Source organism: Acinetobacter sp. 797_lipA (genome assembly GCF_058243025.1).
The window spans coordinates 2,695,369-2,718,970 of the sequence record NZ_JBZAYQ010000001.1; the positions used below are offsets into that span (position 1 = coordinate 2,695,369).

The window sequence follows — 23,602 nt, forward strand, 5'->3', positions numbered from 1 at the left end:
TATTTTGCTTTTCAAGTCCAACAATAAAATAATTTATGAGCTACTTACTTGCACTCGACCAAGGAACCACTTCGAGTCGTGCCATTATTTTCAATGAACAAGGTCAAGTTCAGGCAACGGCGCAACGCGAAACACGTATACATACCCCCCAATCAGGCTGGGTAGAACAAGATGCCCAAGAGATTTGGAGCTCACAAATTGCTGTTGTACAGCAGGCTCTGGCTTCTGCTCGTATTTTAGCCAAAGACATCAAAGCAATTGGTCTTACTAACCAAAGAGAAACGACTGTCGTATGGGATAAACGTACAGGACAGCCGCTTGCACCAGCCATTATCTGGCAAGACCGTCGCGCATTTGAATGGTGTAATCAGCTCCTACAGCAAAACTTAAAAGATAAGATTCAATCCAAAACTGGACTCCGAATTGACCCTTACTTTAGTGCAGGAAAACTGGTCTGGTTACTTGAGCATGTCAATGGTCTACGCAGATTGGCTGAACAGGGGCATGTGGCCTTTGGCACGATTGATAGTTGGCTGATTTGGAATCTTACCCAAGGTGCTCAACATGTCATCGAAGTCAGCAATGCTTCTCGCACCATGCTCATGAACTTAAGTACCCAGCAGTGGGATGAAGAGCTATTAGATTTATTTAATATTCCGTCTGCATTACTGCCGAAAATCATCAACTCAGATACCTACGTCGCAGATACCGCGGCAGGCTTGCTCGGTGCCAATATTCCGATCACAGGCATATTAGGCGACCAGCAGTCTGCACTATTTGGACAGTCCTGTTTTGACATTGGGACTGCAAAAAACACCTATGGCACAGGTTGTTTTATGCTGTTCAATACAGGCGAGACCGTTCAATACAGTAAAAACAAACTGCTTTCGACACTGGGTTGGAAAACGCAACATCAAACCACTTATGCCCTAGAAGGCAGTGTATTTATGGCAGGTGCGATTGTTCAGTGGTTACGGGATAATTTAGGCATTATTCAAAAAAGTAGCGATGTTGAAAAATTAGCTTGTACAGTTCAAGATACCGATGGCGTCATGCTGGTTCCGGCATTTACTGGACTCGGTGCACCACATTGGGACAGTGAAGCGCGTGCCCTCTTATGTGGAATGTCACGTGGAACCAACAAAGCCCATATTGCTCGTGCAGCCTTAGAATCCATTGCCTTTCAAGTCTCTGATGTACTGACCGCCATGCAAGCCGATATTCAGCAGCCGCTGAAAGAGCTCCGCGTCGATGGTGGCGCCAGTCAAAATGATATGCTGATGCAGTTTCAAGCCGATATTTTGAATGTGCCTGTACTACGCCCTAAGATGCAGGAGTCGACTGCATGGGGTGCGGCGGCCATGGCAGGCTTAAGGTGTGGCGTATTTTCAAGTTTGGATGAAATTGCACAGTCTTGGCAGCTTGAACGTGCTTTTGAACCCAAAATGAACACAGATCAACGTGAATTTCACTTACAACAATGGCAATCCGCTTTAAGACGCGCAAAGTCAGAACTTTGATTATTTAATTCTATTGTTTTGAAATATTCAAAACATCATAAAACTGCATAACATGCAGAATAAAAAACCGCTTCTAAAAGCGGTTTTTTATTACCCTAATGCGCATGTCCGCCACCGCCTGCCCCTATTTTAGGTTTAGGACAGAGCCAAATAATGGATGCTGCAAATAGAAACACCAAGGCCAAGATCAGGAAAATATAGTTTGCCGACAAGGTCAATGCTTCTTTATCCACTAAACTAGAAATATAGCCTAATGCACCTTCCGCGCTCATTCCCTGCTGCATCAACACCGACTGGGTTTGATCTGTATGCAAACTGCCGACCATTTCGCTACGTGCAACTTTGGTATGGTCGTCCCAAATAGTGACAGCAATAGAGGCGCCTATCGCCCCTGCCATAGTTCTTAAGAAGTTCATTAAACCTGCGGCAGATGCCATTTCATGCGGCAATACCGATGACAGCGCCATGTTTGATAATGGGATAAAGAAAAATGGCACAGCAAAGCCCTGCAAGATTTGCGGTAATGCCAATGCAAAAAAGTCTGCATCGGTAGTCCAGAACGAGCGCATCAAGGTTACCCCGCCCAAGATACTCAAGCCAAAACTGGCCAGGGCACGTTGGTCATATTTGGTTGCTAATTTCGCCACAATAGGTGACATAGCTAAACTACCAAAACCCATGGTTGCGGTTAAATAACCGGCCCAAGTTGCGGTATAGCCCAAATTGATCTGTAACCACTGCGGAATCAGTACAATACTGCCAAAAAATGCGCCAAAGCCAAAGGCCAGTGCCAAGACAGAAATCGTGAAGCTACGGTATCTAAAGATTTGAATATTCACCACTGGATGCCGTTCGGTCAGCTCCCAAATGGTAAAAATCACCAAGCCAATCACAGCCGTTAAAGCCAGTATCACGATCGCAGGGCTATTAAACCAGTCGCGTTCATGCCCCAGATCGAGCATGAGCTGTAATGCCCCAATCCATAAAATCAGGAGGATCAATCCACCGCGATCAATTTTGAGTTTGGCCGTTGCGGTTTCCGCAGGTTTAAGCAGACGCATCGCTGCAAAAGCACATGCGATCCCAACAGGAATATTAATAAAGAAAATCCAATGCCAAGACATGTTGTCACTGATGGTTCCGCCTAAAATTGGACCAAGAATCGGGCCAACCACTGTCGTCATTGCCCACATGCCCATCGCTTGGGATTGCTTTTCTGGAGGGAAAATCCGCATCAGTAACATCTGACTGAGCGGCATGATCGGGCCACCAAATAAACCTTGACCAATTCGGCAGAAAACCAACATTTCTAAACTTGTCGATAAACCACACAGTACCGAAAATATGGTGAAGCCAATCAGACTTAAGGTAAAAACCCTCACGCCACCAAAACGACCTGCGAGCCAGCCTGTTAAAGGGACACAAATCGCTTCAGCCACAGCATAAGAGGTAATCACCCATGTCCCTTGCGAACTCGATACTGCAAGGCTTCCCGTAATATGAGGCACAGAAACATTGGCAATGGTCATGTCCAGCACGACCATAAAGTTGGCCAAAGCAAGGACGAAAGCCGCCAGCATCAGGCGACCACCCTTTAAGTCACCATAGGGAACGTAGCTATTCATGCGCAACTACTTCGATTTCAAATCGATTAGAGCTTCCATCGACAAGCCAACACGTAAAGGATGTTCAGCCAACTCTTTCGGGTCAAGTTGAATACGTACAGGCAAACGCTGTACCACTTTAATCCAGTTACCGGTGGCATTTTGTGCAGGAATCAGCGCGAAGGCAGAACCTGTTCCACCGGAAAAGCCCAAGACCATGCCATGGAACTCAACTGAGTCGCCATAGAGGTCTGAGGTTAAAACGGCCTTTTGACCGGGGCGTACATTTTCAAGCTGGCTTTCTTTAAAGTTCGCGTCGACATATAACTGTGAAATTGGCACCACCACCATGAGCACCGAACCCGGTGCGACACGCTGTCCAACTTGAATTTTTCGGCTCGTCACCACCCCATCAAATGGTGCTTTAATTTCAGTACGCTCTAAATCAAGTAAAGCTTGTTTTAGTTTTGCTTGAGCAACCAAAACATCGGGGGTCGAATTTTCATTGCTGCCTTTAATTAAGGCTTCATTTGCAGCCAAATTGCTTTGTGCAGCTTTCTGACTGGATTTAGCCTGCGCCAAACCCGCTTGCGCCAAGTTATAGCCTGCTTGCGCATTATTTAAAGCAGCTTGTGCCGTGCTTAATTCTTCTTTAGAAATCGCGCCTGTCGCACTCAACTGCTGACGACGGTTCAAATCATCTTGCGCTTTATCCAACTCCGCTTTGGCTTTAGCCACTTGTGCTTCAGCACTATGAATGGCGTCATCACTTACAAAGACTTGCGAGTTTAGAGAGCTACTGTTGGCCGCACTTTGTTTATACTGGCGCTGCGCTTTAAGTAATTCGGCCTGAGCTTGGGCTACAGCAATTTCAGCATCACGATGATCGACCAAAACCAACACATCGCCTTGCTTTACAGTTTGCGTGTCACTGACCAACACTTTTTCAACTTGGCCTGTCACCATAGAGGTAATCGAGGCCGTTTCTGCGCCCACATAAGCATTATCAGTTGAAACCGAATGGTTAAAGAACAGTTTCCAAATCAAGAATAAAATGGCAGCAATGATCAGGATCATAGCCACGAAACCTAAGCTTTTCTTACGTTTGGCTTTCAGTGCTTGATCATTGATTTGATCGGCTGGATCAGTATCTGGCAGTGTATTTGAGGCATCTGTCATTGATTTTTCCTAAATCTAACAGACTTGGTCAGCCGGCATCATCCCTGCGAAAGGGACATCAGACAAGTATTGTCTGCATTGGTGTCGATGAGAAAGTCACAATAAAATTTGATGCATTCTAAGAGCAAATAATCACATTTTGAGAAAATAAATTGTAACTGCTCAGTCTATTTTAGTTTTTAGCATCCAACTTCCTATTAGATGCTATAAATTTCACTTGAATATTAAATACTTAATTAATTTAAAACTAATAAGCATAAGAAGCAATAGCTGTGGCAATCGATTTGCCTTCATCATTGACCATGGTCATGCGCATGGTACAGCCTTTACGCCCTAATCTTAGGGTTTCAGCACGGGCAATAAAGTACTTTCCCCGTCCCGGCGCGAGATAATCGACCCGCATATCCACTGTAGCTAAACGGGATACTTTTTTAATGGTGTCCGCAATCGTGTCAGGTTCCGCTTTTTTATACAGTTCCCCCATCGCTACAATGCCACCAATACTGTCCAAAACCGTTGCAGCCACGCCACCATGTAAAATTTGGAACGCAACATTGCCAATTAAGTAATCTTGCATATCGATATAGGCTTCAATTTGCCCGTCAACGACTCGCATAGTCATGGTGTTGTGCTTAAAAAATGGCGACGCATTAAAAGCCTTAACCAACTGCTCAAAAACCACATCAATATCCACTTTTGCTCCTAAGTGTATGCTGCCCGTCCAGCTTCTTTCACCACTACTCATAACACTCTGCTTCACTCTCAAAACAATAAAAACCCGTCAATATGTGCCCAAAGCCATAAGATAGGTCTACAATACTGACCTAGTTTAATACCGATTATCGAGATTTGTATGACCTATACGTTCAATCGTCCCGCCTTCCCCGCTACTCGCATGCGCCGTATTCGTAAAAATGAACATCTGCGCTCTATGGTTCGCGAGACCCATTTAACGACAGATCATCTTATCTATCCAGTATTTGTCCTACCGGGACAAAACCAAACGCAAGACATTCCCAGTATGCCGAAGGTACAGCGTCTATCTGCGGACTTACTCTTAAAAAAAGCAGAACGTTTACTTGAACTTGGCGTATCGAAACTGGCGCTATTTCCAGTTACTCCCCAAGAAGATAAAAGCTTAAGTGCCGAAGCAGCATGGCGTGAAGATGGTGTGGTTCAAAACACGCTACGTCTGCTGAAAAAAGAATTACCTGAAATGGTGCTGATTACCGATGGCGCACTTGACCCGTATACCACGCACGGTCAAGACGGCATCATTGATGACACGGGTTATGTACTCAATGACGAAACCGTTGAAGCACTGATCAAACAAGGGTTAAGCCACGCTGAAGCTGGAGCAGATGTCTTTGCACCAAGTGACATGATGGATGGTCGTATCGGGGCGATTCGTCAAGCCTTTGAAGCCAATGGTCATATCTACACCTCAATCATGGCCTATTCAGCAAAATACGCGTCGAGCTTCTATGGCCCTTTCCGTGATGCGGTCGGTTCATCCAGCAACCTTAAAGGTGGCAACAAATACAACTATCAAATGGATGTCGGCAACCGCGCAGAAGCATTACATGAAATTGCCCTTGATATTCAAGAAGGGGCTGACATGGTGATTGTGAAACCGGGTATGCCGTATTTGGACATTGTCCGTGAAGTCAAAGACAACTTCGGTGTGCCGACTTTCGTTTACCAAGTCAGTGGCGAATATGCCATGCTCGCAGCGGCCATCCAAAACGGCTGGTTATCGGACAACGTGATTATTGAATCACTGATGAGCTGCCGCCGCGCGGGTGCAGATGGTATCTGGACCTATTTTGCAGAAGAAGCTGCACTGAAACTAAAAGACATGAAATAACAGCACGTTTAAAAGGATTGAATTTCAATGCATATTGCCATCATTGGCGCAGGAATCAGTGGTTTACTGACAGCGCTTGAGCTGATTGAACACGGTTGTTCGGTTGATATTTTTGACCAACAGCAAGCGGGACAAGCGGCTTCATGGGCAGGTGGAGGGATTCTCTCCCCGATGTACCCATGGCGCTATCCACAAAGTGTCAATGACCTCGCCAAATATGGCAAAAGCATATATCAAGCATGGAATGAAAAAATTAGTCCGGTTTCGGGGATAGATTTTGAAATCCATGAAACAGGCATGCTGATTTTTGATGAAACTGATTTTGACATTGGCCTAAATTATAAAGACCAACATCAAGAACCGATGCAGCATTGTGAACTTTTGCAACGCGAACAACTGGAACAGGTCAATCCGCGCATTTCTTCACGCTTTCAACAAGCTATCCATTTTCCACAGTTAGCCAATGTCCGTAATCCTCGACTGCTCAAGTCGATTGTGGAATACCTCAAACGGCAGCCACAAGTCACCTTTCATGAGCAAGCGTGGGTACATACCTTTGACATGTTCAATCAGAAAGTTCAAGGGATAAAAACTGCCGATGGACAAAGCTACCATGCAGATCATGTAGTGATTGCAACAGGCGCATGGTCACAGCATTGGTCCGAACAACTCCAGTGCAGCATTCCAGTGAACCCCGTACAAGGGCAAATGTTACTGTTTAAAACCCCGGAAAACTGGCTACCAACCATGTGTATGAATCAAGTCATGTATCTGATTCCACGTTTAGACGGTCATATCGTTTGTGGTTCAAGCATGGCGGATGTCGGTTTTGACCAACGTCCTTCTCTACAGACCCAGCAAAATATTTATAAAGCCTGTTTGGACATGGTGCCTGAGCTGGCCGATTTTCCCATTGTGAAGCATTGGGCGGGTCTACGCCCAAGTTCGCCAACGGGCGTCCCTTATATCGGAGCATTTCCTGAAATAGCCAATCTCTGGGCAAACTTCGGTCACTATAGAAATGGTCTATGTATGGGGCCTGCATCTGCACGACTGCTACGAGAATTGATGTTAGACCAAAACTTAACGGTTGATGCGACTGCCTATACTCCAGAACGTTTAGCACATTTTGCGTGATGATGCTTCGCCACAATCAGGCTTTGGGCTGAATGAGATGAAGCAATGCTTCTTTTAAAGTGGGATATTTAAACTCAAACCCCTGCGCTTTCAATGCTTCGGGGCGAACAAATTGACCATTCAGCACCAGTTGAGACTGCTCGCCTAAAAGTAACTTCAGCACAAAAGCAGGTAAAGAAAGTACAGGTCTACGTTTCAGAATTTTCGCTGCGGTTTGTGCAAATGCTGACTGGATGACTTTTTCTGGACTGACGACATTAAAAACTTGCTCAGTCGTTTCATGCAACATTAAAAACTCAATCGCTCGCAGCACATCTTGAATATGCACCCAGACCACAGGTTGCCGCCCCGAACCAATACGTCCACATAAGTTCATTTTGATCGGAAACAACATTTGCGGCAAAATGCCAGCCCCACGTCCAAAGACCACACCTAAACGAATAATTTTGGTATTTTGCGATGTGTCTTGCCGTGCAGATTGTTCCCATTTTTGACACAACTCTGACATAAAAATAGACTGCGGCGCTGACTGCTCATTACAACACTCTGTCCATTGTTCAGTCGGATCGATACCATAATAGCCCACCGCTGAACCTGAAATAATACATTTCGGTTTAATCTTTCTTTTAGCGAGATATTGATAGAGCATCGTCGTCTTTTCAACGCGACTGGCGATCAGCTTTTGTTTGCGGGCATCTGTCCAACGCCCCTGAGCAATACTTTCCCCAGCCAAATTCACCACATAATCAATGCGATCATGCTTGAGTTCTTCTAAAGCTCGAATCCAAGTCAAATGTGGGTGAATTTTAGGCAAATTTTTCTGTCGACTTAAGCCGATCACTTCATAATCTTTTTCTAATAAATAATCGAGCAAGTTTGAACCAATAAAACCACTTGCTCCTGTAACCAATACACGTTCTTTTTGCATAGCGTGATCTCAAATGATGCTTTTGCTCAAACTATAGCATTTAGAGGAAAGCTTTACGATTGATCGATCATTTTTGCCGCCATACGCTCCGCTTGTTTACCATAGAACCAATAGGTCAGCACATACAGCGGAATCGCGATCAATAAAATCAGAATCACCACCATACTGATAAATTGCGGTTGTTGGACGTAGAGCATAAAGTTTTGCCAAACTTCAGCATCTCCCTGCGCAAAGATAAATAAACCTAACATGAGAAAGGCAAAGTTATAGCTCCAAAAAATCAGACTAAAACCTAAAGTGAATTTCTTCCGCTCTGCTTGGGTTGGCGCACGGCGCTGCTGCTTAATAAATTTAAGTAAAACCCAAATCATGGCCACCAAATAAGGTACAGCCGTTAATACTGCTCCCATCCCTGTCGGAAGTAGAGCAGCGAGTACACCACAGACACAACTAAAGACAAAACATATGAAAAAAAACCAGAGAAAATATCGTGTTAGCGAAATCATAGCGCTACTTTAAACCCAACCAAAAAATCATTATAAAAAAAATTCAGTTTTTTTTCATTTTCATGTCAACCAATCGAAGTTGATGTGCGTTAAATAGGATACAAGGTCGCAGCAACCGTCAACATTGTACCGGCATCCACAATACGTACGGTGACCTTTCCTAGAGCAATAAGATTGGCTCCAAATTTAAATGTTGTCAGCAGCCGACATTTAAGCGTGAAGCAGTTTTCTTTGACCGACGATTTCATCATCACTCGAATCGTCGGTCTTTATTTTTTTGAGGACTGATTTTTCAGTGCTCCCCCACCTCAATAGATGAAGAAGCCCTTAAAAGTTAATATGAGTTTAAGTGCTGGACGTCTTCTGCATCCTGAATGACATAACCATTACGTCCCCGCTCTTTGGCCAAATACAGATTCTGATCGACCTCTTTTAAAAAGGCCATTTTGTCATTTTTTTGCGTTGGGATAATGGTCTTCGCCCCTAAACTGACCGATAAACGCTGATCCAATGGTGATGTACTATGGCAAATATCAGCGGTACGGATACTCTGTAAAATACGCTCCACCACTTCAATTGCAGACGCTTGTGTTGTATCAGGCAATATCAAAATAAACTCTTCCCCGCCAAAACGTGCGACCAAATCACGTGGTCGTGAGACACTTTTTTTCAGTATTTGTGCAATTTGTTTCAGACAAGCATCACCGAGAAGATGACCATTATGATCATTGTATTGTTTAAAATAATCGATATCCAATAAGATGAGGGTCAAAGGTTGCTGTTCACGCTGGGCATTGAGCCACTCACGTTGGTAGCTATCTTCAAAGAAGCGACGGTTGGCAATCTCCGTCAGACCGTCTTGATACGAATATTCTTCCAGTTGTTTTTTCAGTATTTCTAACTCTTGTTCCTGTTTTTTACGCTCCGAAATATCGAACATAAATCCAACCAAACTATCGACTTCCCCATTGGGTTTGCGCACTACATGCACCACATCGCGAATCCAAATATATTCTCCATTTATGGTCAGTGCGCGATAATCCGCCTCATGATCAACCCCAGAAATCGACTGCGCCACACAAAAATCAACCACCCATGCACGATCTTTTTCATGCATTCGCATCGCCCAATCTTCGACTGTTCTCCACGAGTCTTGCTTCCAACCCAGCACTTTTTCAATTTGTGGGCCAATATAACTAAACTTTTTGGTACCCCAATCAATACTCCAAGGAATAGCAAGTGTTGATTCAATCAGCGTCTTATATACCAGATCATTGACAATACGGGGCGAACTGAAAATAGAATCAGACATAGTTATGTTCTCCTTATACCTTGTCCTATTCAAGGCATGACTTATTTTTTAGACATTCTGCATAAATCATTCTTATAAAGTCTCAAAATTGAATCCGTGATCGATGTTCACATTTCATTTATGACTTCGACACGATATACAATTTCACAGAATTACATAATACCCCATTAAAAGAACATTTTTTAATCATAATTTATCTATTTACTATAGTGTTAATCATATAAACCCATCACATTCTTTTTCACCTAATCGCTCAATAGTTTTTCTGTGCAATTCAACTTAAAAATAGGCACTCAACTATCAGGTCAAAGATTGTCGTCGTAGCGACAATTATCCATCGAATAATTTTGATTTATGTTAGCTTATAGCTCTATTGCGCTTTGAGCTTGGGGTATCTATGGCTGTTCGTTTTTTTCATACATCTGATTGGCATTTGGGACAGTTTTTTTATAACCATTCCCGTCAGTATGAACATGAACAGTTTTTAGCATGGTTACTGGAACAAATCAGTGCAAGACAGCCAAATGCGCTTTTGATTGCAGGAGACATTTTCGATGTCATCAACCCTGCATCGTCCGCACAAAAGCAACTCTATCAGTTCTTAGCAGATGCGCATGCACGTGCACCGCATATGCAAACCCTGATGATTGCAGGCAACCATGACTCAGGCTACCGCATTGAACAAGTTGAACCATTATTGGCCAAATACAATGCCAAAGCGGTGGGAGTGATTCATAAAAATAGTCAACAGCAGATCGATCTTGAGCACTTATTGGTGCCAATTTTAGATGAGCAACAAAATACTGTGGCATGGTGTCTGAGCCTGCCCTTTTTACGTCCTGCTGAAATTACAGGCTTTAATGAACACACCACCAATAGCCAAAACGCGATTGCCTATTTGCATCAACAATTGATCGCCGAGGCTAAAGCTCGAAAAACAACGGATCAAGCCCTGATTTTAATGTCTCATGCACATATGCAAGGCGGCGAAACCTCTGACTCTGAGCGTCCTATTGTGATTGGGAATGAAGAAGCACTCTCCACGACATTATTTGATGAAATCATTGACTATGTGGCACTCGGGCATTTGCATAAACCTCAAAAAGTCGGTGAAGAGCATATCCGCTATAGTGGCTCCCCGATTCCACTATCTTTTAGTGAAATTAACTATAAACATCAAATTGTTGAAGTGACACTTGATCCCACACAAAACGATTCATCCCGTTTTCAATTGAATGTTTTAGCAATACCACGAAGTATTCAACTGCATAAAATACGCGGTGAACTCAATGAAGTACTGGAAAAGCTGCAAGCACTGCCTCAAGGTGCCATCCCAGAGATTGATCAACGTGAATATGTCGATATTGAATACCATACTGCTGTTCCACCGCAGCCCAATTTAAGACAACAATTCGAAGAGGCATTACCCAAAGACCGTTATCGTTTAGTCCGTATTTCACGTCAATATTTAGCGACCGAGCAAGACCCCAATGCACCCGCTAAAGTAAGTTTAGAACCACCAACACCAGAAAAACTGTTTCAGCAAATTTGGGAAAAACAGGGTTATCACAATGATGCAGAAGTGTTGAACGACTTTATGAGCTTAATGCGTGAAGCAGAACAATTCCTTGCAGATGAACACGAGGCTTAAAGGTTTAGTATGAATATTTTATCGATTCGAATTAAGAACCTTGCTTCACTTTCTGGCGAACATTTGATTGATTTTGAAAGTGATCCCTTAGCCAGTGCAGGTCTGATTGCCATTGTAGGGAAAACAGGTGCAGGTAAATCCACCATTTTAGATGCCATGTGCTTGGCATTGTTTAACCGTATTCCACGGCTAAAAGACAGTGATGGCAAACTTCAAGATGTCGATGGCTCAGAGCTACTTACCAACTCCCCCTTGACCGTACTGCGTCGTGGCACTGCACATGGCTATGCCGAGCTATGCTTTATTGCACAAGACCAAAAGCGCTATATCGCGCGTTGGGAATTAAAACGTTCACGGGAAAAAGCAGACGGAAAACTGCAAAGTGTGCAGCGCTCTTTAAAATGTGTCACCGATGGTGTTGTGGTTGCGGATAAAGCCAAAGCCGTCGATGAAAATATTAAACGCATCACTCAACTCAGTTTTGAACAATTTACTCGTGCCGTTTTATTGGCTCAATCTGAGGTCACCGTTTTTTTAAAAGCACGGGACAATGAACGCGGCGAATTGTTGGAATATCTAACCAATTCCGCTATTTTTGGGAAAATTGGTCAACTGGCTTATGAAAAAACCAAATCCGTCGCCACGCAGCGCAAAGAACTGGAAAATGTACTGGGTCATATTGAACTGTTAACCGATGAACAAGTCACAGCGTTATCGACACAATTTCAGCAGTGCGATAGGGATTATAAACAGCTTGAAGCTCAAAAGTCGCAACTGGAAAAACAACAACAATGGTTTGAACGCAAATCCAAACTCGACAGTGAAATCATCAATAAACAACAACTATTCAATACGCAATGCAAGTTACAACAAGATTTAGCTCCTGAGCGCGAACACTTGGCTCGTTTGGAAATCTTTTCAGAAATTCGTGCTGTGGTCTTCCAGCAACAACAGTTACAGCAAACGGTGCAGCAACTGACGCCCCGTATTCAACAACAGCAACAACTGTTCAATCATTTACAGCTTAAATTTGAAAGTGAAAAAACCCAATTTACGCAAGCTGAAACGACAGTGAATGAACTACAACAGTTTGAAAGTACCCATCATGCTGCATTGAATGAGGTGCGTAAATGTATTCAAGAACGTGATTTTATTGGGGCTGAGTTTAAGAAAGTTCAGGAAAAATTGCAGGCTTTAGAGCAGTCTAAGCTCCCCCTAACCCTGCAACAACAAAAGCTTGAACAGCAGATTCAACATATTGATCGACAACAAACTGAGTGTAAGCAGCAACTGGAAAGCTCACAACAGTTTGTAAACTTAGACAAAGGTCTCAGCGCCCATACTCAACAGCTAGAACAGTTCATTCATCAATATCAAAAAATTGAACATCAACTCGGGCCTCGTGCTCAGGCAGAACATCGGCTAGCATCAGAAAAAGAACAATTGCAGCAGTCGATTCAACAGTTCGGGACGATCGAACAACTTGAAATCAAAGTTGTGCAAACACAGCAGCAACGTGAGTTGAAAATTAATAAGCTCAGTCAATTCGAGCTGATTCAGCAAAAAATTCAGCAGTTTTTTGACTTACAGGCTGAGTCTACAGAACAGCAAGTACAACTCGACAATGCCAAAACACAGCTTCAAGCCGTGCAACACAATAGCCAACAAGCAGAACATGCCTTTCAATCTGCCAAAAGTGAACGCATCCAACTGCAACAGGTTTTGCAACAACAACGACTTTTGCATGCTGAAAATATCGAAGATTTACGCTCGGCACTCCAAGACGGCGAACCCTGTTTAGTCTGTGGCAGTACCTCACATCCTTATAAAGGGGAAGATACTGCGCTCTCCAAGGCCCTCTTTGAGCTTCAACAACAGCAGGAACAACAGGCAACACTGAAAGAACAAAATTGCTTTGATGGCTGGCAACAAGCGCAGCAGCAGCTGACTAAACTGAATACTGAAATAGAACAACGCCAAACTTTAATTCAGCAACTTTCTGAAAAAATTAGTACTTTGCAACACGTGTTAATCGAGCACAGTCAAACGACAAATATGACGCTCGACTTCACCCTAACAGCATCAGAATTGAAGACTCAGTTCATGCAAATGGCTCAGCAATATCAGTTGGATTTGCAACAACTCAAACAACAGTCTGAGTTGTTGCAACACAATATTAAAATCCAGCAACAATGCATCCAAAACATTCAACAGATTGAATATTTATTACAAACAGCGAACGGTTTGCACAACCATGTTCAGCATATCGTGCAGTGCTTATCTGAGGCTGAGAAAACGACTTGGCAACAGCAGACCACCCAAACCGCTCAGCAAATCTTGATACGTCTAAATACCCGTTCACAACAACTGGAACAGTTGGAACAATGGCGTCAGCAATGCGAACAAACCACGCAACAGTTCAAGACCAATCAACTGAATATCGAAAATACCAGTAGACACATCACTGAAACCAACAAGCAGCTCAGTGAGATCAAACAAAGAGGACAGCAAAATACAGAAATAGCCAATCAATTAATCCAACAAATGACAGGCTTAACGGACATTAAAGCCAATGAGTGGCTCATCCAGCACGATCAATATCGTCAGCAGACGCAAAGCCATTATCAACAGCTGAAACAGCATTTTGATCAATTGCGCCATCAATTCGAACAAGAAAAAAATCAGCTAGAACAGCTCAAAGCCCAGTTACAGCAGAATCAGACCAGTGCCAGCCAAGTAGAAAATACCCTTCAACACTGGCTCAATGCGCATCCTGATTTCCATAAGCCTGATTTAGATGCGCTGGCTCAAATTAACTTGGCTCAGGAACAACACATCCGTCAGAAATTACAGCATGCAGAACGCCTAGTAAATGAAGCACATGCTGCATTGAAAACTATGCAAGAGCAGTTGAGTGAACATCTGGGCCATCAACCTGAGATTGACCCAGCACAGTTACAACAGCAAATGCAGGAGCATCAAGCGGCAATGCAAACACAACTTGAAATACGCGATCAGCTCAAACTCAAACTTGAGTTGCATCAGCAAAATATCGCGAAACAAAAGCAATTTTCAGATCAGATTCAAGCCATACAACAGGAAGAACACCGTTGGGGGAAAATTTCAGGTCTGATGGGAGATGCCACTGGCAAAAAATTCCGTGATTATGCGCAGCAATATAATCTCGATATTTTACTGGAGCATGCCAACCAACAGCTCAACCAACTCTCACAGCGTTATACCTTAAAGCGTTTAGAGCATTCGCTGAGTCTGGCTATTATTGATCATGATATGGATGGAGAGATCCGCTCCGTTGCATCACTTTCTGGGGGCGAGTCTTTCCTGACTGCCCTTGCCCTATCTCTTGCCATTGCCAATATGGCCTCAGGCTCAATGAAAATCGAATCTCTATTTATTGATGAAGGCTTTGGGACTTTGGATGCATCGTCCCTGCACATGGTCATGAATGCTCTCGATCAACTGCAAAATCAAGGACGTAAGGTGGTGCTGATTTCACACATCCAAGAAATGCATGAGCGTATTCCTGTGCAAATCCAAGTCAAAGCTTTGGGCGCAGGTGCCAGTACCATTGAGGTGGTGGGATAATTTCAGATTTTTGAAAGTCAAAGTTTGATTTGTTTTAAGACACCACCTCTCGGTTAGAAATAAAGGGAGCATCCTACTTGATGTAAATGCTCCCTGTGAGATCCAAACGAATGCTTTAATCCGCTGGGAATGCTTTTGGTGGAGGTGCATATTTAGATGCATCTGCGGCTTTGTCTGTAGTCGCCACAGACTGTAGCGGGTAGATCACGGTACCTATCACACCTGTATTTTGGATGGAACCATGATCTGAGTTTGCAGCATAGGCATCTTCAGGTCGACTAAAGGTAAAAGATGCCACCGCAGAGTCACTCTTACGGAAGCCTTCAATAATCAACTCCCCCTGTGGACGAAGCACATAACCTGAATTAGTACGTGATGCTGCACGTCCATCAATAACATCTAAACCATCCACACTGGCAACCACTTCAAACGTGCTATTGCTATGGTTCTGGTATTTGAGTTGATAACTTTGTCCATCTTTGCCAGATAAATAATACTGCTGACCATCTCGAAATAAAGGCAGTGGACGCTGAGCATCATCTACAATCGAAAAACTGATTTTTCCAGCGGCCAATGACAGACTGTTCACGGCTTTCCCCACGTATTTTTTGCTGGCATAGCGAACTTGTGATTCAGCAATTGGACTACTGGATAAACGTTTTAAATTGACTTCCATGACGTTTGAACTAATCTCATCGCCCCAATTGGTGCCTAATTTTTCACTTTTAGCGACCTGAGCATTCTGAACCGTAGATTCCGCACTCATCTCACTCATTTTAGTATTTGTACTGCTACAAGCTGCTACAAATAAGCTCAGAAGCAGGGAGATAAATAAATAGAGTTTTTTCATTTTGGCTTCATCCTAAATGCAATTTTTATCGTTGTCAGGCAATCATTTTTCATGGTCAATCAGTCCAATTTGTAGACGATTCAATCCATGAGTTTAAATTAAGCCTATTTTTTCAGCAGCCCATTAGTTTTATATAATTGTAAGTTAAGCGCTTCTCACAGCCTTTAAGCTCAAGAAGCCCTATTTAGACTTAATGCTGCGAATAATCTCTCGCTCCGAACAAGGCGGTTCCAACACGAACCATAGTCGACCCAGCTGCAATCGCATCGACCATATCGCCTGACATGCCCATGCTTAAGGTATCCCAGTCTTCAGGATGTACATGCAGCTCTTTCACTTGGTCAAATAACACTTTCGCGGCCTTAAAGGCTTGAGTATTGTTCGGTGCAGGAATCACCATCAAACCACGCAGCTTGAAGTGAGGCAACTGACTGATACTTTTTACCAACTCAGCAACCTCATCAGGTTGGCAGCCATCTTTGCTGTCTTGAGCATCGATATTGACCTGTAGACAAAGATTTAATGGTGGTTGTGTTATCAGACGCTGCGCCGATAAACGCTCTGCAATAATTAAACGATCAACCCCATGCACCCATGCAAACTTTTCAGCCAAATGTTTGGTTTTATTGCGTTGTACATGCCCAATAAAATGCCATTCAATCTCTAAATCCTGTAGCGCCTCTATCTTCTGCAAAGCCTCTTGTAAGTAGTTCTCACCAAAGGCGCGTTGACCACAAGCATACATGTCTCGTAACACTTCACTCGGATGTGTTTTAGAAACCGCCAAAAGTTCTACAGACTCCACGTCACGCCCTGAAATTTCGCAGGCCTGTTGAATTTGGGATAACACGTGTTGACGTGAATTTTGCAAGATATTCATTGACAAGGGTCTCATTTCGGTCATCTTTTTTGCTTTGCCTTTCAACAAACTGTTGGTTAAGTTGATTGAAAGCCTTATTATTCTATCAAAATAATTAGCATTTAAATGAACTCGGGGAAATAATGGATATCACAGAATTACTAGCCTTTTCGGCTAAGAACGGGGCATCAGATTTACACTTATCTGCAGGTATGCCACCGATGATTCGTGTCGATGGTGAAGTTCGTCGTATCAATTTACCAGCTTTAGAACACAAAGAAGTGCATAAACTGGTCTATGACATCATGAATGACAAACAACGTCGTGATTTCGAAGAAAAATTAGAAACGGACTTTTCCTTTGAAGTGCCAAGCATTGCTCGCTTTCGTGTGAACGCATTCAACCAAAACCGTGGTGCAGGTGCAGTATTCCGTACCATTCCATCCAAAGTCCTGACCATGGAAGACTTAGGTTTAGGACAAACCTTTAAAGAGTTATGTGAATTGCCACGTGGTTTAGTTTTAGTGACGGGGCCTACTGGTTCTGGTAAATCTACCACCTTGGCGGCAATGATCGATTATATTAACGATAACCGCTATGACCATATCTTAACGGTTGAAGACCCAATCGAATTTGTACACCAGTCAAAAAAATGCTTGATCAACCAACGTGAAGTGCACCGTGATACACATGGTTTTAACGAAGCGCTGCGTTCTGCACTACGTGAAGACCCCGATATTATCCTCGTGGGTGAGATGCGTGACCTTGAAACCATTCGTTTGGCGCTCACTGCCGCTGAAACGGGTCACTTGGTCTTCGGTACACTACATACCACCTCTGCGGCAAAAACCATTGACCGTGTGATTGACGTATTCCCTGCTGAAGAAAAAGACATGGTTCGTGCCATGTTATCTGAATCGCTACAAGCCGTGATTTCTCAAACCTTACTCAAGAAAAATGGCGGTGGCCGTGTTGCCGCGCATGAAATCATGATTGGTATTCCTGCCATTCGTAACTTAATTCGTGAAAACAAAGTGGCACAGATGTATTCTGCTATTCAGACTGGTGCAAACTACGGTATGACCACACTGGATCAAAGTCTGAAAAACTTGGTCACCAAAGGGGTGATCAGTCCACAGACTGCGCGTACAGCTGCCAAGCAACCTGAAACCTTCTTATAAGAAAACAATGGATTTGGGGTATAGATATGGATTTTAACGACTTACTCAATTATATGATTCAACAAAAAGCGTCGGATTTATTTATCACCGCTGATGTTGAGCCCTCCATGAAAATTAATGGTCAAATTGTGCCTGTGGCTAAGGGTAAGCTGACGGGTGATGTCGCGGGGCAACTGCTCAACTCGATTATGAGTGACAAGCAGCGTAAAGAATTTGCAGACACACGTGAGTGCAACTTCGCGATTATGAATCGGGATAAAACTGCACGTTTTCGTGTCAGTGCCTTTCAACAGCGTGATATGCCAGGTATGGTTTTGCGTCGAATTGAGACGCAAATTCCAACCATGGATGAGTTAAAACTCCCGCCTGTACTCAAAGAGTTGGCCATGACCAAACGTGGCATCATCATCTTTGTGGGTGCAACAGGTACGGGTAAATCGACCTCTTTAGCTTCGATCATTGGTTACCGTAACCAAAACTCAAAAGGTCATATCATTATCATTGAAGACCCAATTGAATTTATTCATGAGCATGCAGGCTGTATCATTACCCAGCGTGAAGTGGGCATTGATACGGACTCTTTTGAAATCGCACTGAAAAACACCTTACGTCAGGCACCCGATGTAATTCTGATTGGTGAGATTCGTTCCCGTGAAACCATGGATTATGCGATTGCCTTTGCTGAAACAGGTCACTTGGTATTTGCAACGCTGCATGCCAACAATGCCAACCAAGCCATCGACCGTATTATTCACTTCTTTGAAGCAGACCGTCATAGCCAATTGTTTATGGACTTGTCTTTAAACCTTAAAGCGATGGTTGCACAGCAGTTGATTCCAACACCTGACGGTAATTCACGTCGCGCTGCGATTGAGATTTTGATTAACTCACCGTTAATTTCCGATTTGATCCGTAAAGGTGAAATCCACGAAATTAAAGACCTGATGAAACGTTCTCGTGAACTCGGTATGCAAACCTTTGACCAAGCCTTATTCGATTTGTACAAAGCCAAGCAGATTACCTATAAAGATGCGCTGAAACACGCCGACTCTCCAAACGACTTACGTTTACAAATCAAGTTGTCCGAAGAAGGCGGTGATCGTCTATTGCATGCCAGTGCAAACATCACGTTTGATGGACAAGCTTAAGTATTCCTTTAAACAATAAAAAAGGGCTTCTCATGAAGCCCTTTTTTTAGATCTAAGTGATTACTTTTTACGAAGTGCTTCTTGGCACTCTGCAGCATCACAGTAACCGTATAGGTTTAGGGAGTGACCTGTTAAAGTAAAGCCATGCTTTTCAGCAACTTCGTGCTGCTCATGCTCAATCACTTCGTTGCTAAACTCAACCACTTTGTTGCAGTTTTGACAAACGATATGATCATGATGATCGTCTTGCATGATTTCGAAAACAGAATGGTTATTTTCAAAGTGATGGCGCTGAATAATGCCCGCTGCTTCAAACTGCGTTAACACGCGGTAAACAGTTGCTAAACCGACATCTTCACCTTGTTCAAGTAAAGTCTTATAAATATCTTCCGCACTTAAATGGTGTTGCTTTGAATTTTCTAGTAGTTCTAATATTTTAATTCGTGGAAGTGTAACTTTAAGTCCAGCTTTGCGTAGATCTTGATTTGAAATTGGCATGTAAAAAGGTCTCTCAACAAATTTAAAGTTAGAATATGCAACAAAGTGTAGATGCAGTATGATCTATCCGTGGCTCAATTGCATCATAATTAATTTGGGATAGTGTAGCAAAATGCAAAAAATCATGTTGGCGTTATTCGTCACTTCACTGCTCGCAGGCTGTTCGACCTTGGGCGTTTATAAAGTTGATATTCCTCAAGGTACGCCATTAACTCAAGCACAAGCGTCAAAAATACAAGTTGGCATGAGCCATCAACAAGTTCGCTTTTTGCTTGGCAGCCCGACAGTTTCAGATCCAATGAATCCGCTACGTTGGGACTATATCTACAATTATACCCCAGGAACGTATGCTAAAAAAGCCAAGATTCCTGCTGCACAAGGTCAACATCTGAAAGTCTATTTCGACCCAAACGGTATTGTGCAAAAAATTGAAGGCTTAGAAACCATTCCTGCATCTCAGCCGGGCTTACCAGCATCGAAAGAAGCGATTCTAAACGCGCCCCCACTATAAAGCCTTATTCTAAAAAAGAAACCCCTCAACTGAGGGGTTTTTCATATCATTTCGATTGTTTTAAGCGATTGCCTTTTGCAAAGCGACCCACAGGATTATTTTGTGCACGTATCCTTCTAATATCTTTAGGATTAATGCTCAAAGGTCGGTAAATTTCAACACGATCCCCTGCCTGCAAAACCTGTTGAAGGTCTTTCAAGCGGACACCAAAGATGCCCAATTGCAAAGGTTCAGACAATTCAACCTGCGAGCCTATACCACTCAGTTGAATTGCATCCTGTGCCGTCATTCCCTCAGAAAACGGCACACTGATATGGAACTGCTGGTCTGCTGTTGCATAGGCAACCCAGACTTGTTGAAGCATGCGCATTAAATCAGTTTTCCAAGCACGGCTACAATTGCCAATACGATAGAAACAGGTAATACTACACGCACGGCGATGCGCCAAATATTATAAAAAGCTTCATTACTAAAGTTCATCGACTTACGTAAATGGCTAATTTTCATAATCCAACCAGCAAAAATGGCATAAATCAAACAAATTACTAAGCCCCACAGCATCAGTAAGATGTTAAAAATCGGGCCAGTGGCTGGAATCAACCACACCAACGTTGCAGCTAGCAATACGAGCCACTGAATCACAATATTTAACTGGCGCTGTGCCAACTGCTCACGTGCCATCTGTAACAATACGGCCGCTGCAGCAACCGCAGTCAAGGCAATTGCATATGCAGGCAATGCCGCTTGGACTGCAAAAAATGCAAAAGCAACCACCGCCAAAATTTGTGCAATCCAAATCGGTAAAACAGTCTTGCTTGCAGCATCTTGCTGCTGAACTTGTGCCAAACTGTTCTGCCAGTACAGGCCGAGTCCTAAACCACTTGCCACCAGAGCCAATACTGTTGCACTGCCCCATTCTGAAAATTCAACAGGCGTTACTTGCCACTCAGCGGTTCCTGTACCAGAGATGTTTGCAAGCACTAAGGAAATCAGCACACCGATCGCCGTTAACGCTAAGGTCAATAGACGTGGTGCAAAAGACAACGCAATGGCAACCACAGCCAAAGCAATAAAGATCACAGACGATGTCATATCGGCCAGTGCATATTGATTTAATAGTTGCGCAGCATTAGACAACATGCCACCCGCTAAAAAAGGAATAAAGACGACAGCAAGCCATCCCACAAGACGCCACGTCTGTGAAGCATCGGCATCACGCGTCAAACTCGACAAAGCATTCAATGCCGTGGTTTTTGAACGCTTGGCTAAGGCAATTTCTAAGTAACACACAGGTAAAGCCAAGATCACCATGGTCACTAACCAAAGTAACCAAAAGTCGAGCTGACGTTCAACCTGAATTCCCACCAAGGGTGCAAGTGTGGCAATGATAATAAATGATAAACAAAATGCCATCAGCGGCGATAACCATCGTGACAGAGCATTGTCTTGCATGATGCGTTCCTTCAATAAGTCTTGCGCTATTTTGCCTTGCTCTCTTATGAAAATCAAAAACAAAAAGCAAACCATCAAAACTGATGATTTGCTGCGCTAAATATAATTAAAATTTATTGTTTTTATCCCTCGTTTAGCTCACTTATGAAAAGAACCGAGCAAACCAGTTTTTCCCTTTTTTCTTTTCTTTTTCTTTGATAATGCCCATCATATTTTCTTTTACGGCACCAACATAATCTGCATCATCATGCTGGATATGGTTAATCAGCCATTTCGACAATACTTCATGCAGCTCAGCTTCGATTGAATGACCCAGCTCAAAACGGTCCCGATAAGATTCAATTTTTTTAATAAATAAATCATGTACACGTTTGTGGGGTACACGATATTTATAACCCGCCTCTTCTTGGAGAGACTCTTCAAAAGTGAAGTGAGACTGTGTGTAATCAATAATATTTTCTAAAATCTGTTTCACGCGTTCACGGTCAGTATTGACATCAATCGCATCAATTTCATTGATATAATCGAGAATACGACGGTGTTGATCGTCAATCACATCGATACCAGTATTATATTCTGGAACCCACTTCATTATCACTCCGACCACCCAATAAAAATTAATAGATTAATTACATGAATTAATCATATCGACTATAATTAAAAATAAAAGTGAATCAAATTGGTTGGTTTTATACTATTTTCACAAAATTAAACTTAAGTATTTATTTTAAATAGGTAAATAAATTTAAAACCGACCAAAAGAATCAGTTATTATTTAATCGATTTTATTATTTTATAAGTATGCATCAAAATAAAAGCATGTTTTATTTTATTATCAACATGCTTTTATATTCTAATCATTTTAAAATAAATTAATATTGATCTGCTTTAGTAACGCGTTTTAAAGACGGATCTTTGGCTTCTCGGACTAAACGTTCCACATGGGTCATTTGGTGACGGATCGCTTTGCCATATTGAAATAAAATCATTTCCCCTGGTGCAAAGGCTGTCCACGCTTCATTTTGAGTCAACGGTTCGGTAGTAATCACGGCCACGCGATCGTCTACAGTAGTGACTTGGCTAAAATCGACTTCAACATCAATATCGATCAGCTGCGCAGGTTTAAATGGGTACTCACGCACCAACCAATGCAGTTTGGTAATGGCATAACTAAACAGGGCCTGCCCATTTGATAAACAGAAATTGAACGTGCCATGCTCCGCAATCCGTGGAGAAATATCCGTTAATAAATCAAAAACTTGATCTAGACTTGGCTCGGTATAGCCAAATTTATTCACCAGTTGGTCCAGTAAATAGCAAAATGCACGTTCGCTGTCGGTATTACCCACTGGGGTAAAGCGTCCTGAAAGTACAGGATCAAAGTCATGCAAATCGCCATTATGGGCAAAAATCCACTGTCGTCCCCATAACTCACGGCTAAATGGGTGTGAGTTTTCTAAGTTAATTTTTCCCTGCGTCGCTTTGCGGATATGTGCAATCACATTGCGTGATTTGATTGGATAATTACGAATTAATTCAGCAATCGGCGATTCAACTGCAGATTGATTGTCAACGAATAAACGGCAGGCTTTATCCTCAAAAAAAGCAATCCCGAAACCGTCACAATGGTCTGAAGTAATCCCCGCGCGCTGTGAAAAGCCTCGAAATGAAAAGGTAATATCAGTCGGTGTTGCACAGTTCATTCCGAGCAGTTGGCACATAATCTTGATCTTATTTAAACATATTTATTTATGATGGTTTTATTGTGCATGAGTCCTGACTGGCTTGCAATT

Annotated in this window: 21 protein-coding genes; 8 read left to right on the forward strand and 13 right to left on the reverse strand. The window is 42.9% G+C overall.

The features are described 5' to 3' along the window. Positions 1 to 35 precede the first annotated feature (35 nt). Positions 36 to 1,520, forward strand: a complete 1,485-nt coding sequence (glpK, locus tag AC4CU2_RS13440; RefSeq protein ID WP_078426398.1) for a glycerol kinase GlpK — start codon at positions 36 to 38, stop codon at positions 1,518 to 1,520. Between the two features lie 95 nt (positions 1,521 to 1,615). Here the strand turns inward: glpK and AC4CU2_RS13445 are convergent, their stop codons facing one another. The 3 genes from AC4CU2_RS13445 to AC4CU2_RS13455 all read right to left on the reverse strand — a co-directional run bounded on the left by AC4CU2_RS13445 (position 1,616) and on the right by AC4CU2_RS13455 (position 5,048). After that, positions 1,616 to 3,145 carry a DHA2 family efflux MFS transporter permease subunit gene (locus AC4CU2_RS13445; protein ID WP_114837482.1) on the reverse strand — a complete coding sequence of 510 codons (1,530 nt, stop codon included), beginning with the start codon at positions 3,143 to 3,145 and terminating at the stop codon, positions 1,616 to 1,618. Between the two features lie 6 nt (positions 3,146 to 3,151). Then, the gene (locus tag AC4CU2_RS13450; protein ID WP_490768966.1) at positions 3,152 to 4,303 is read right to left on the reverse strand and encodes an EmrA/EmrK family multidrug efflux transporter periplasmic adaptor subunit; all 1,152 of its coding nucleotides are present in this window, start codon (positions 4,301 to 4,303) and stop codon (positions 3,152 to 3,154) included. A 247-nt stretch (positions 4,304 to 4,550) separates the two neighbouring features. Beyond that, the gene (locus AC4CU2_RS13455; protein WP_078426396.1) at positions 4,551 to 5,048 is read right to left on the reverse strand and encodes a thioesterase family protein; all 498 of its coding nucleotides are present in this window, start codon (positions 5,046 to 5,048) and stop codon (positions 4,551 to 4,553) included. 108 nt (positions 5,049 to 5,156) lie between these two features. On the opposite strand from AC4CU2_RS13455, the gene hemB reads away from it, so the two are divergent. Together hemB and thiO are read left to right on the forward strand one after the other, a co-directional pair. Further along, entirely contained in the window at positions 5,157 to 6,170 is a 1,014-nt protein-coding gene (gene hemB, locus AC4CU2_RS13460; protein ID WP_279042801.1) for a porphobilinogen synthase, read from the forward strand. A 27-nt stretch (positions 6,171 to 6,197) separates the two neighbouring features. Then, a complete protein-coding gene (gene thiO / locus AC4CU2_RS13465) occupies positions 6,198 to 7,307 on the forward strand; it encodes a glycine oxidase ThiO (RefSeq protein WP_279042803.1) in 1,110 nt (369 codons plus the stop codon). A 16-nt stretch (positions 7,308 to 7,323) separates the two neighbouring features. Here the strand turns inward: thiO and AC4CU2_RS13470 are convergent, their stop codons facing one another. From AC4CU2_RS13470 to AC4CU2_RS13480, 3 genes are all read right to left on the reverse strand, one after another. Further along, complete coding sequence (locus AC4CU2_RS13470) at positions 7,324 to 8,235, reverse strand: TIGR01777 family oxidoreductase (protein WP_279042804.1); 912 nt, start codon at positions 8,233 to 8,235, stop codon at positions 7,324 to 7,326. A gap of 53 nt (positions 8,236 to 8,288) precedes the next feature. Beyond that, positions 8,289 to 8,741 carry an ABZJ_00895 family protein gene (locus tag AC4CU2_RS13475; protein ID WP_125281229.1) on the reverse strand — a complete coding sequence of 151 codons (453 nt, stop codon included), beginning with the start codon at positions 8,739 to 8,741 and terminating at the stop codon, positions 8,289 to 8,291. Between the two features lie 334 nt (positions 8,742 to 9,075). Continuing rightward, complete coding sequence (locus tag AC4CU2_RS13480; RefSeq protein WP_279042807.1) at positions 9,076 to 10,053, reverse strand: GGDEF domain-containing protein; 978 nt, start codon at positions 10,051 to 10,053, stop codon at positions 9,076 to 9,078. A 397-nt stretch (positions 10,054 to 10,450) separates the two neighbouring features. Between AC4CU2_RS13480 and AC4CU2_RS13485 the strand changes: the two genes are divergently transcribed. Next, positions 10,451 to 11,704 carry an exonuclease SbcCD subunit D gene (locus AC4CU2_RS13485; protein WP_279042810.1) on the forward strand — a complete coding sequence of 418 codons (1,254 nt, stop codon included), beginning with the start codon at positions 10,451 to 10,453 and terminating at the stop codon, positions 11,702 to 11,704. Positions 11,705 to 11,713: 9 nt separating this feature from the next. Then, positions 11,714 to 15,310: an AAA family ATPase gene (locus AC4CU2_RS13490; RefSeq protein WP_279042812.1), complete on the forward strand. Its 3,597-nt coding sequence runs from the start codon at positions 11,714 to 11,716 to the stop codon at positions 15,308 to 15,310. Between the two features lie 115 nt (positions 15,311 to 15,425). Here AC4CU2_RS13490 and AC4CU2_RS13495 read toward each other — a convergent pair whose 3' ends face one another. Next, a complete protein-coding gene (locus tag AC4CU2_RS13495) occupies positions 15,426 to 16,160 on the reverse strand; it encodes a hypothetical protein (RefSeq protein ID WP_279042814.1) in 735 nt (244 codons plus the stop codon). A gap of 190 nt (positions 16,161 to 16,350) precedes the next feature. Continuing rightward, entirely contained in the window at positions 16,351 to 17,040 is a 690-nt protein-coding gene (locus AC4CU2_RS13500; protein ID WP_490768967.1) for a YggS family pyridoxal phosphate-dependent enzyme, read from the reverse strand. A 122-nt stretch (positions 17,041 to 17,162) separates the two neighbouring features. On the opposite strand from AC4CU2_RS13500, the gene AC4CU2_RS13505 reads away from it, so the two are divergent. Both AC4CU2_RS13505 and AC4CU2_RS13510 read left to right on the forward strand, forming a co-directional pair. After that, positions 17,163 to 18,200, forward strand: coding sequence for a type IV pilus twitching motility protein PilT (locus AC4CU2_RS13505; RefSeq protein ID WP_004694862.1), 1,038 nt, complete (start codon positions 17,163 to 17,165; stop codon positions 18,198 to 18,200). Between the two features lie 26 nt (positions 18,201 to 18,226). Then, on the forward strand, positions 18,227 to 19,348 hold the full coding sequence (locus AC4CU2_RS13510; protein WP_279042817.1) for a PilT/PilU family type 4a pilus ATPase: 1,122 nt from the start codon (positions 18,227 to 18,229) through the stop codon (positions 19,346 to 19,348). Between the two features lie 60 nt (positions 19,349 to 19,408). Here the strand turns inward: AC4CU2_RS13510 and fur are convergent, their stop codons facing one another. Continuing rightward, positions 19,409 to 19,846 (reverse strand): ferric iron uptake transcriptional regulator, encoded by a 438-nt coding sequence (fur, locus tag AC4CU2_RS13515; RefSeq protein WP_004694866.1) that lies wholly within the window; start codon positions 19,844 to 19,846, stop codon positions 19,409 to 19,411. 112 nt (positions 19,847 to 19,958) lie between these two features. Between fur and AC4CU2_RS13520 the strand changes: the two genes are divergently transcribed. Then, on the forward strand, positions 19,959 to 20,357 hold the full coding sequence (locus tag AC4CU2_RS13520; RefSeq protein ID WP_004694868.1) for an outer membrane protein assembly factor BamE: 399 nt from the start codon (positions 19,959 to 19,961) through the stop codon (positions 20,355 to 20,357). A 46-nt stretch (positions 20,358 to 20,403) separates the two neighbouring features. Here AC4CU2_RS13520 and AC4CU2_RS13525 read toward each other — a convergent pair whose 3' ends face one another. From AC4CU2_RS13525 to AC4CU2_RS13540, 4 genes are all read right to left on the reverse strand, one after another. After that, positions 20,404 to 20,727: an RnfH family protein gene (locus AC4CU2_RS13525; RefSeq protein WP_279042821.1), complete on the reverse strand. Its 324-nt coding sequence runs from the start codon at positions 20,725 to 20,727 to the stop codon at positions 20,404 to 20,406. Then, positions 20,727 to 21,809 (reverse strand): hypothetical protein, encoded by a 1,083-nt coding sequence (locus AC4CU2_RS13530; protein WP_279042823.1) that lies wholly within the window; start codon positions 21,807 to 21,809, stop codon positions 20,727 to 20,729. Before AC4CU2_RS13530 ends, AC4CU2_RS13525 begins: the two co-directional genes overlap by 1 nt. Before the next feature lie 142 nt (positions 21,810 to 21,951). Then, on the reverse strand, positions 21,952 to 22,407 hold the full coding sequence (locus AC4CU2_RS13535) for a bacteriohemerythrin (protein WP_005400160.1): 456 nt from the start codon (positions 22,405 to 22,407) through the stop codon (positions 21,952 to 21,954). A 274-nt stretch (positions 22,408 to 22,681) separates the two neighbouring features. After that, positions 22,682 to 23,530 (reverse strand): class II glutamine amidotransferase, encoded by an 849-nt coding sequence (locus AC4CU2_RS13540; protein ID WP_005400161.1) that lies wholly within the window; start codon positions 23,528 to 23,530, stop codon positions 22,682 to 22,684. Positions 23,531 to 23,602 lie beyond the last annotated feature (72 nt).

Excerpts from the sequence above, each read along its gene's own strand:
- glpK (WP_078426398.1), top strand. The coding sequence starts at position 36 with ATGAGCTACTTACTTGCACTCGACCAAGGAACCACTTCGAGTCGTGCC.
- AC4CU2_RS13445 (WP_114837482.1), bottom strand. The coding sequence starts at position 3,145 with ATGAATAGCTACGTTCCCTATGGTGACTTAAAGGGTGGTCGCCTGATG.
- AC4CU2_RS13450 (WP_490768966.1), bottom strand. The coding sequence starts at position 4,303 with ATGACAGATGCCTCAAATACACTGCCAGATACTGATCCAGCCGATCAA.
- AC4CU2_RS13455 (WP_078426396.1), bottom strand. The coding sequence starts at position 5,048 with ATGAGTAGTGGTGAAAGAAGCTGGACGGGCAGCATACACTTAGGAGCA.
- hemB (WP_279042801.1), top strand. The coding sequence starts at position 5,157 with ATGACCTATACGTTCAATCGTCCCGCCTTCCCCGCTACTCGCATGCGC.
- thiO (WP_279042803.1), top strand. The coding sequence starts at position 6,198 with ATGCATATTGCCATCATTGGCGCAGGAATCAGTGGTTTACTGACAGCG.
- AC4CU2_RS13470 (WP_279042804.1), bottom strand. The coding sequence starts at position 8,235 with ATGCAAAAAGAACGTGTATTGGTTACAGGAGCAAGTGGTTTTATTGGT.
- AC4CU2_RS13475 (WP_125281229.1), bottom strand. The coding sequence starts at position 8,741 with ATGATTTCGCTAACACGATATTTTCTCTGGTTTTTTTTCATATGTTTT.
- AC4CU2_RS13480 (WP_279042807.1), bottom strand. The coding sequence starts at position 10,053 with ATGTCTGATTCTATTTTCAGTTCGCCCCGTATTGTCAATGATCTGGTA.
- AC4CU2_RS13485 (WP_279042810.1), top strand. The coding sequence starts at position 10,451 with ATGGCTGTTCGTTTTTTTCATACATCTGATTGGCATTTGGGACAGTTT.
- AC4CU2_RS13490 (WP_279042812.1), top strand. The coding sequence starts at position 11,714 with ATGAATATTTTATCGATTCGAATTAAGAACCTTGCTTCACTTTCTGGC.
- AC4CU2_RS13495 (WP_279042814.1), bottom strand. The coding sequence starts at position 16,160 with ATGAAAAAACTCTATTTATTTATCTCCCTGCTTCTGAGCTTATTTGTA.
- AC4CU2_RS13500 (WP_490768967.1), bottom strand. The coding sequence starts at position 17,040 with ATGAATATCTTGCAAAATTCACGTCAACACGTGTTATCCCAAATTCAA.
- AC4CU2_RS13505 (WP_004694862.1), top strand. The coding sequence starts at position 17,163 with ATGGATATCACAGAATTACTAGCCTTTTCGGCTAAGAACGGGGCATCA.
- AC4CU2_RS13510 (WP_279042817.1), top strand. The coding sequence starts at position 18,227 with ATGGATTTTAACGACTTACTCAATTATATGATTCAACAAAAAGCGTCG.
- fur (WP_004694866.1), bottom strand. The coding sequence starts at position 19,846 with ATGCCAATTTCAAATCAAGATCTACGCAAAGCTGGACTTAAAGTTACA.
- AC4CU2_RS13520 (WP_004694868.1), top strand. The coding sequence starts at position 19,959 with ATGCAAAAAATCATGTTGGCGTTATTCGTCACTTCACTGCTCGCAGGC.
- AC4CU2_RS13525 (WP_279042821.1), bottom strand. The coding sequence starts at position 20,727 with ATGCGCATGCTTCAACAAGTCTGGGTTGCCTATGCAACAGCAGACCAG.
- AC4CU2_RS13530 (WP_279042823.1), bottom strand. The coding sequence starts at position 21,809 with ATGCAAGACAATGCTCTGTCACGATGGTTATCGCCGCTGATGGCATTT.
- AC4CU2_RS13540 (WP_005400161.1), bottom strand. The coding sequence starts at position 23,530 with ATGTGCCAACTGCTCGGAATGAACTGTGCAACACCGACTGATATTACC.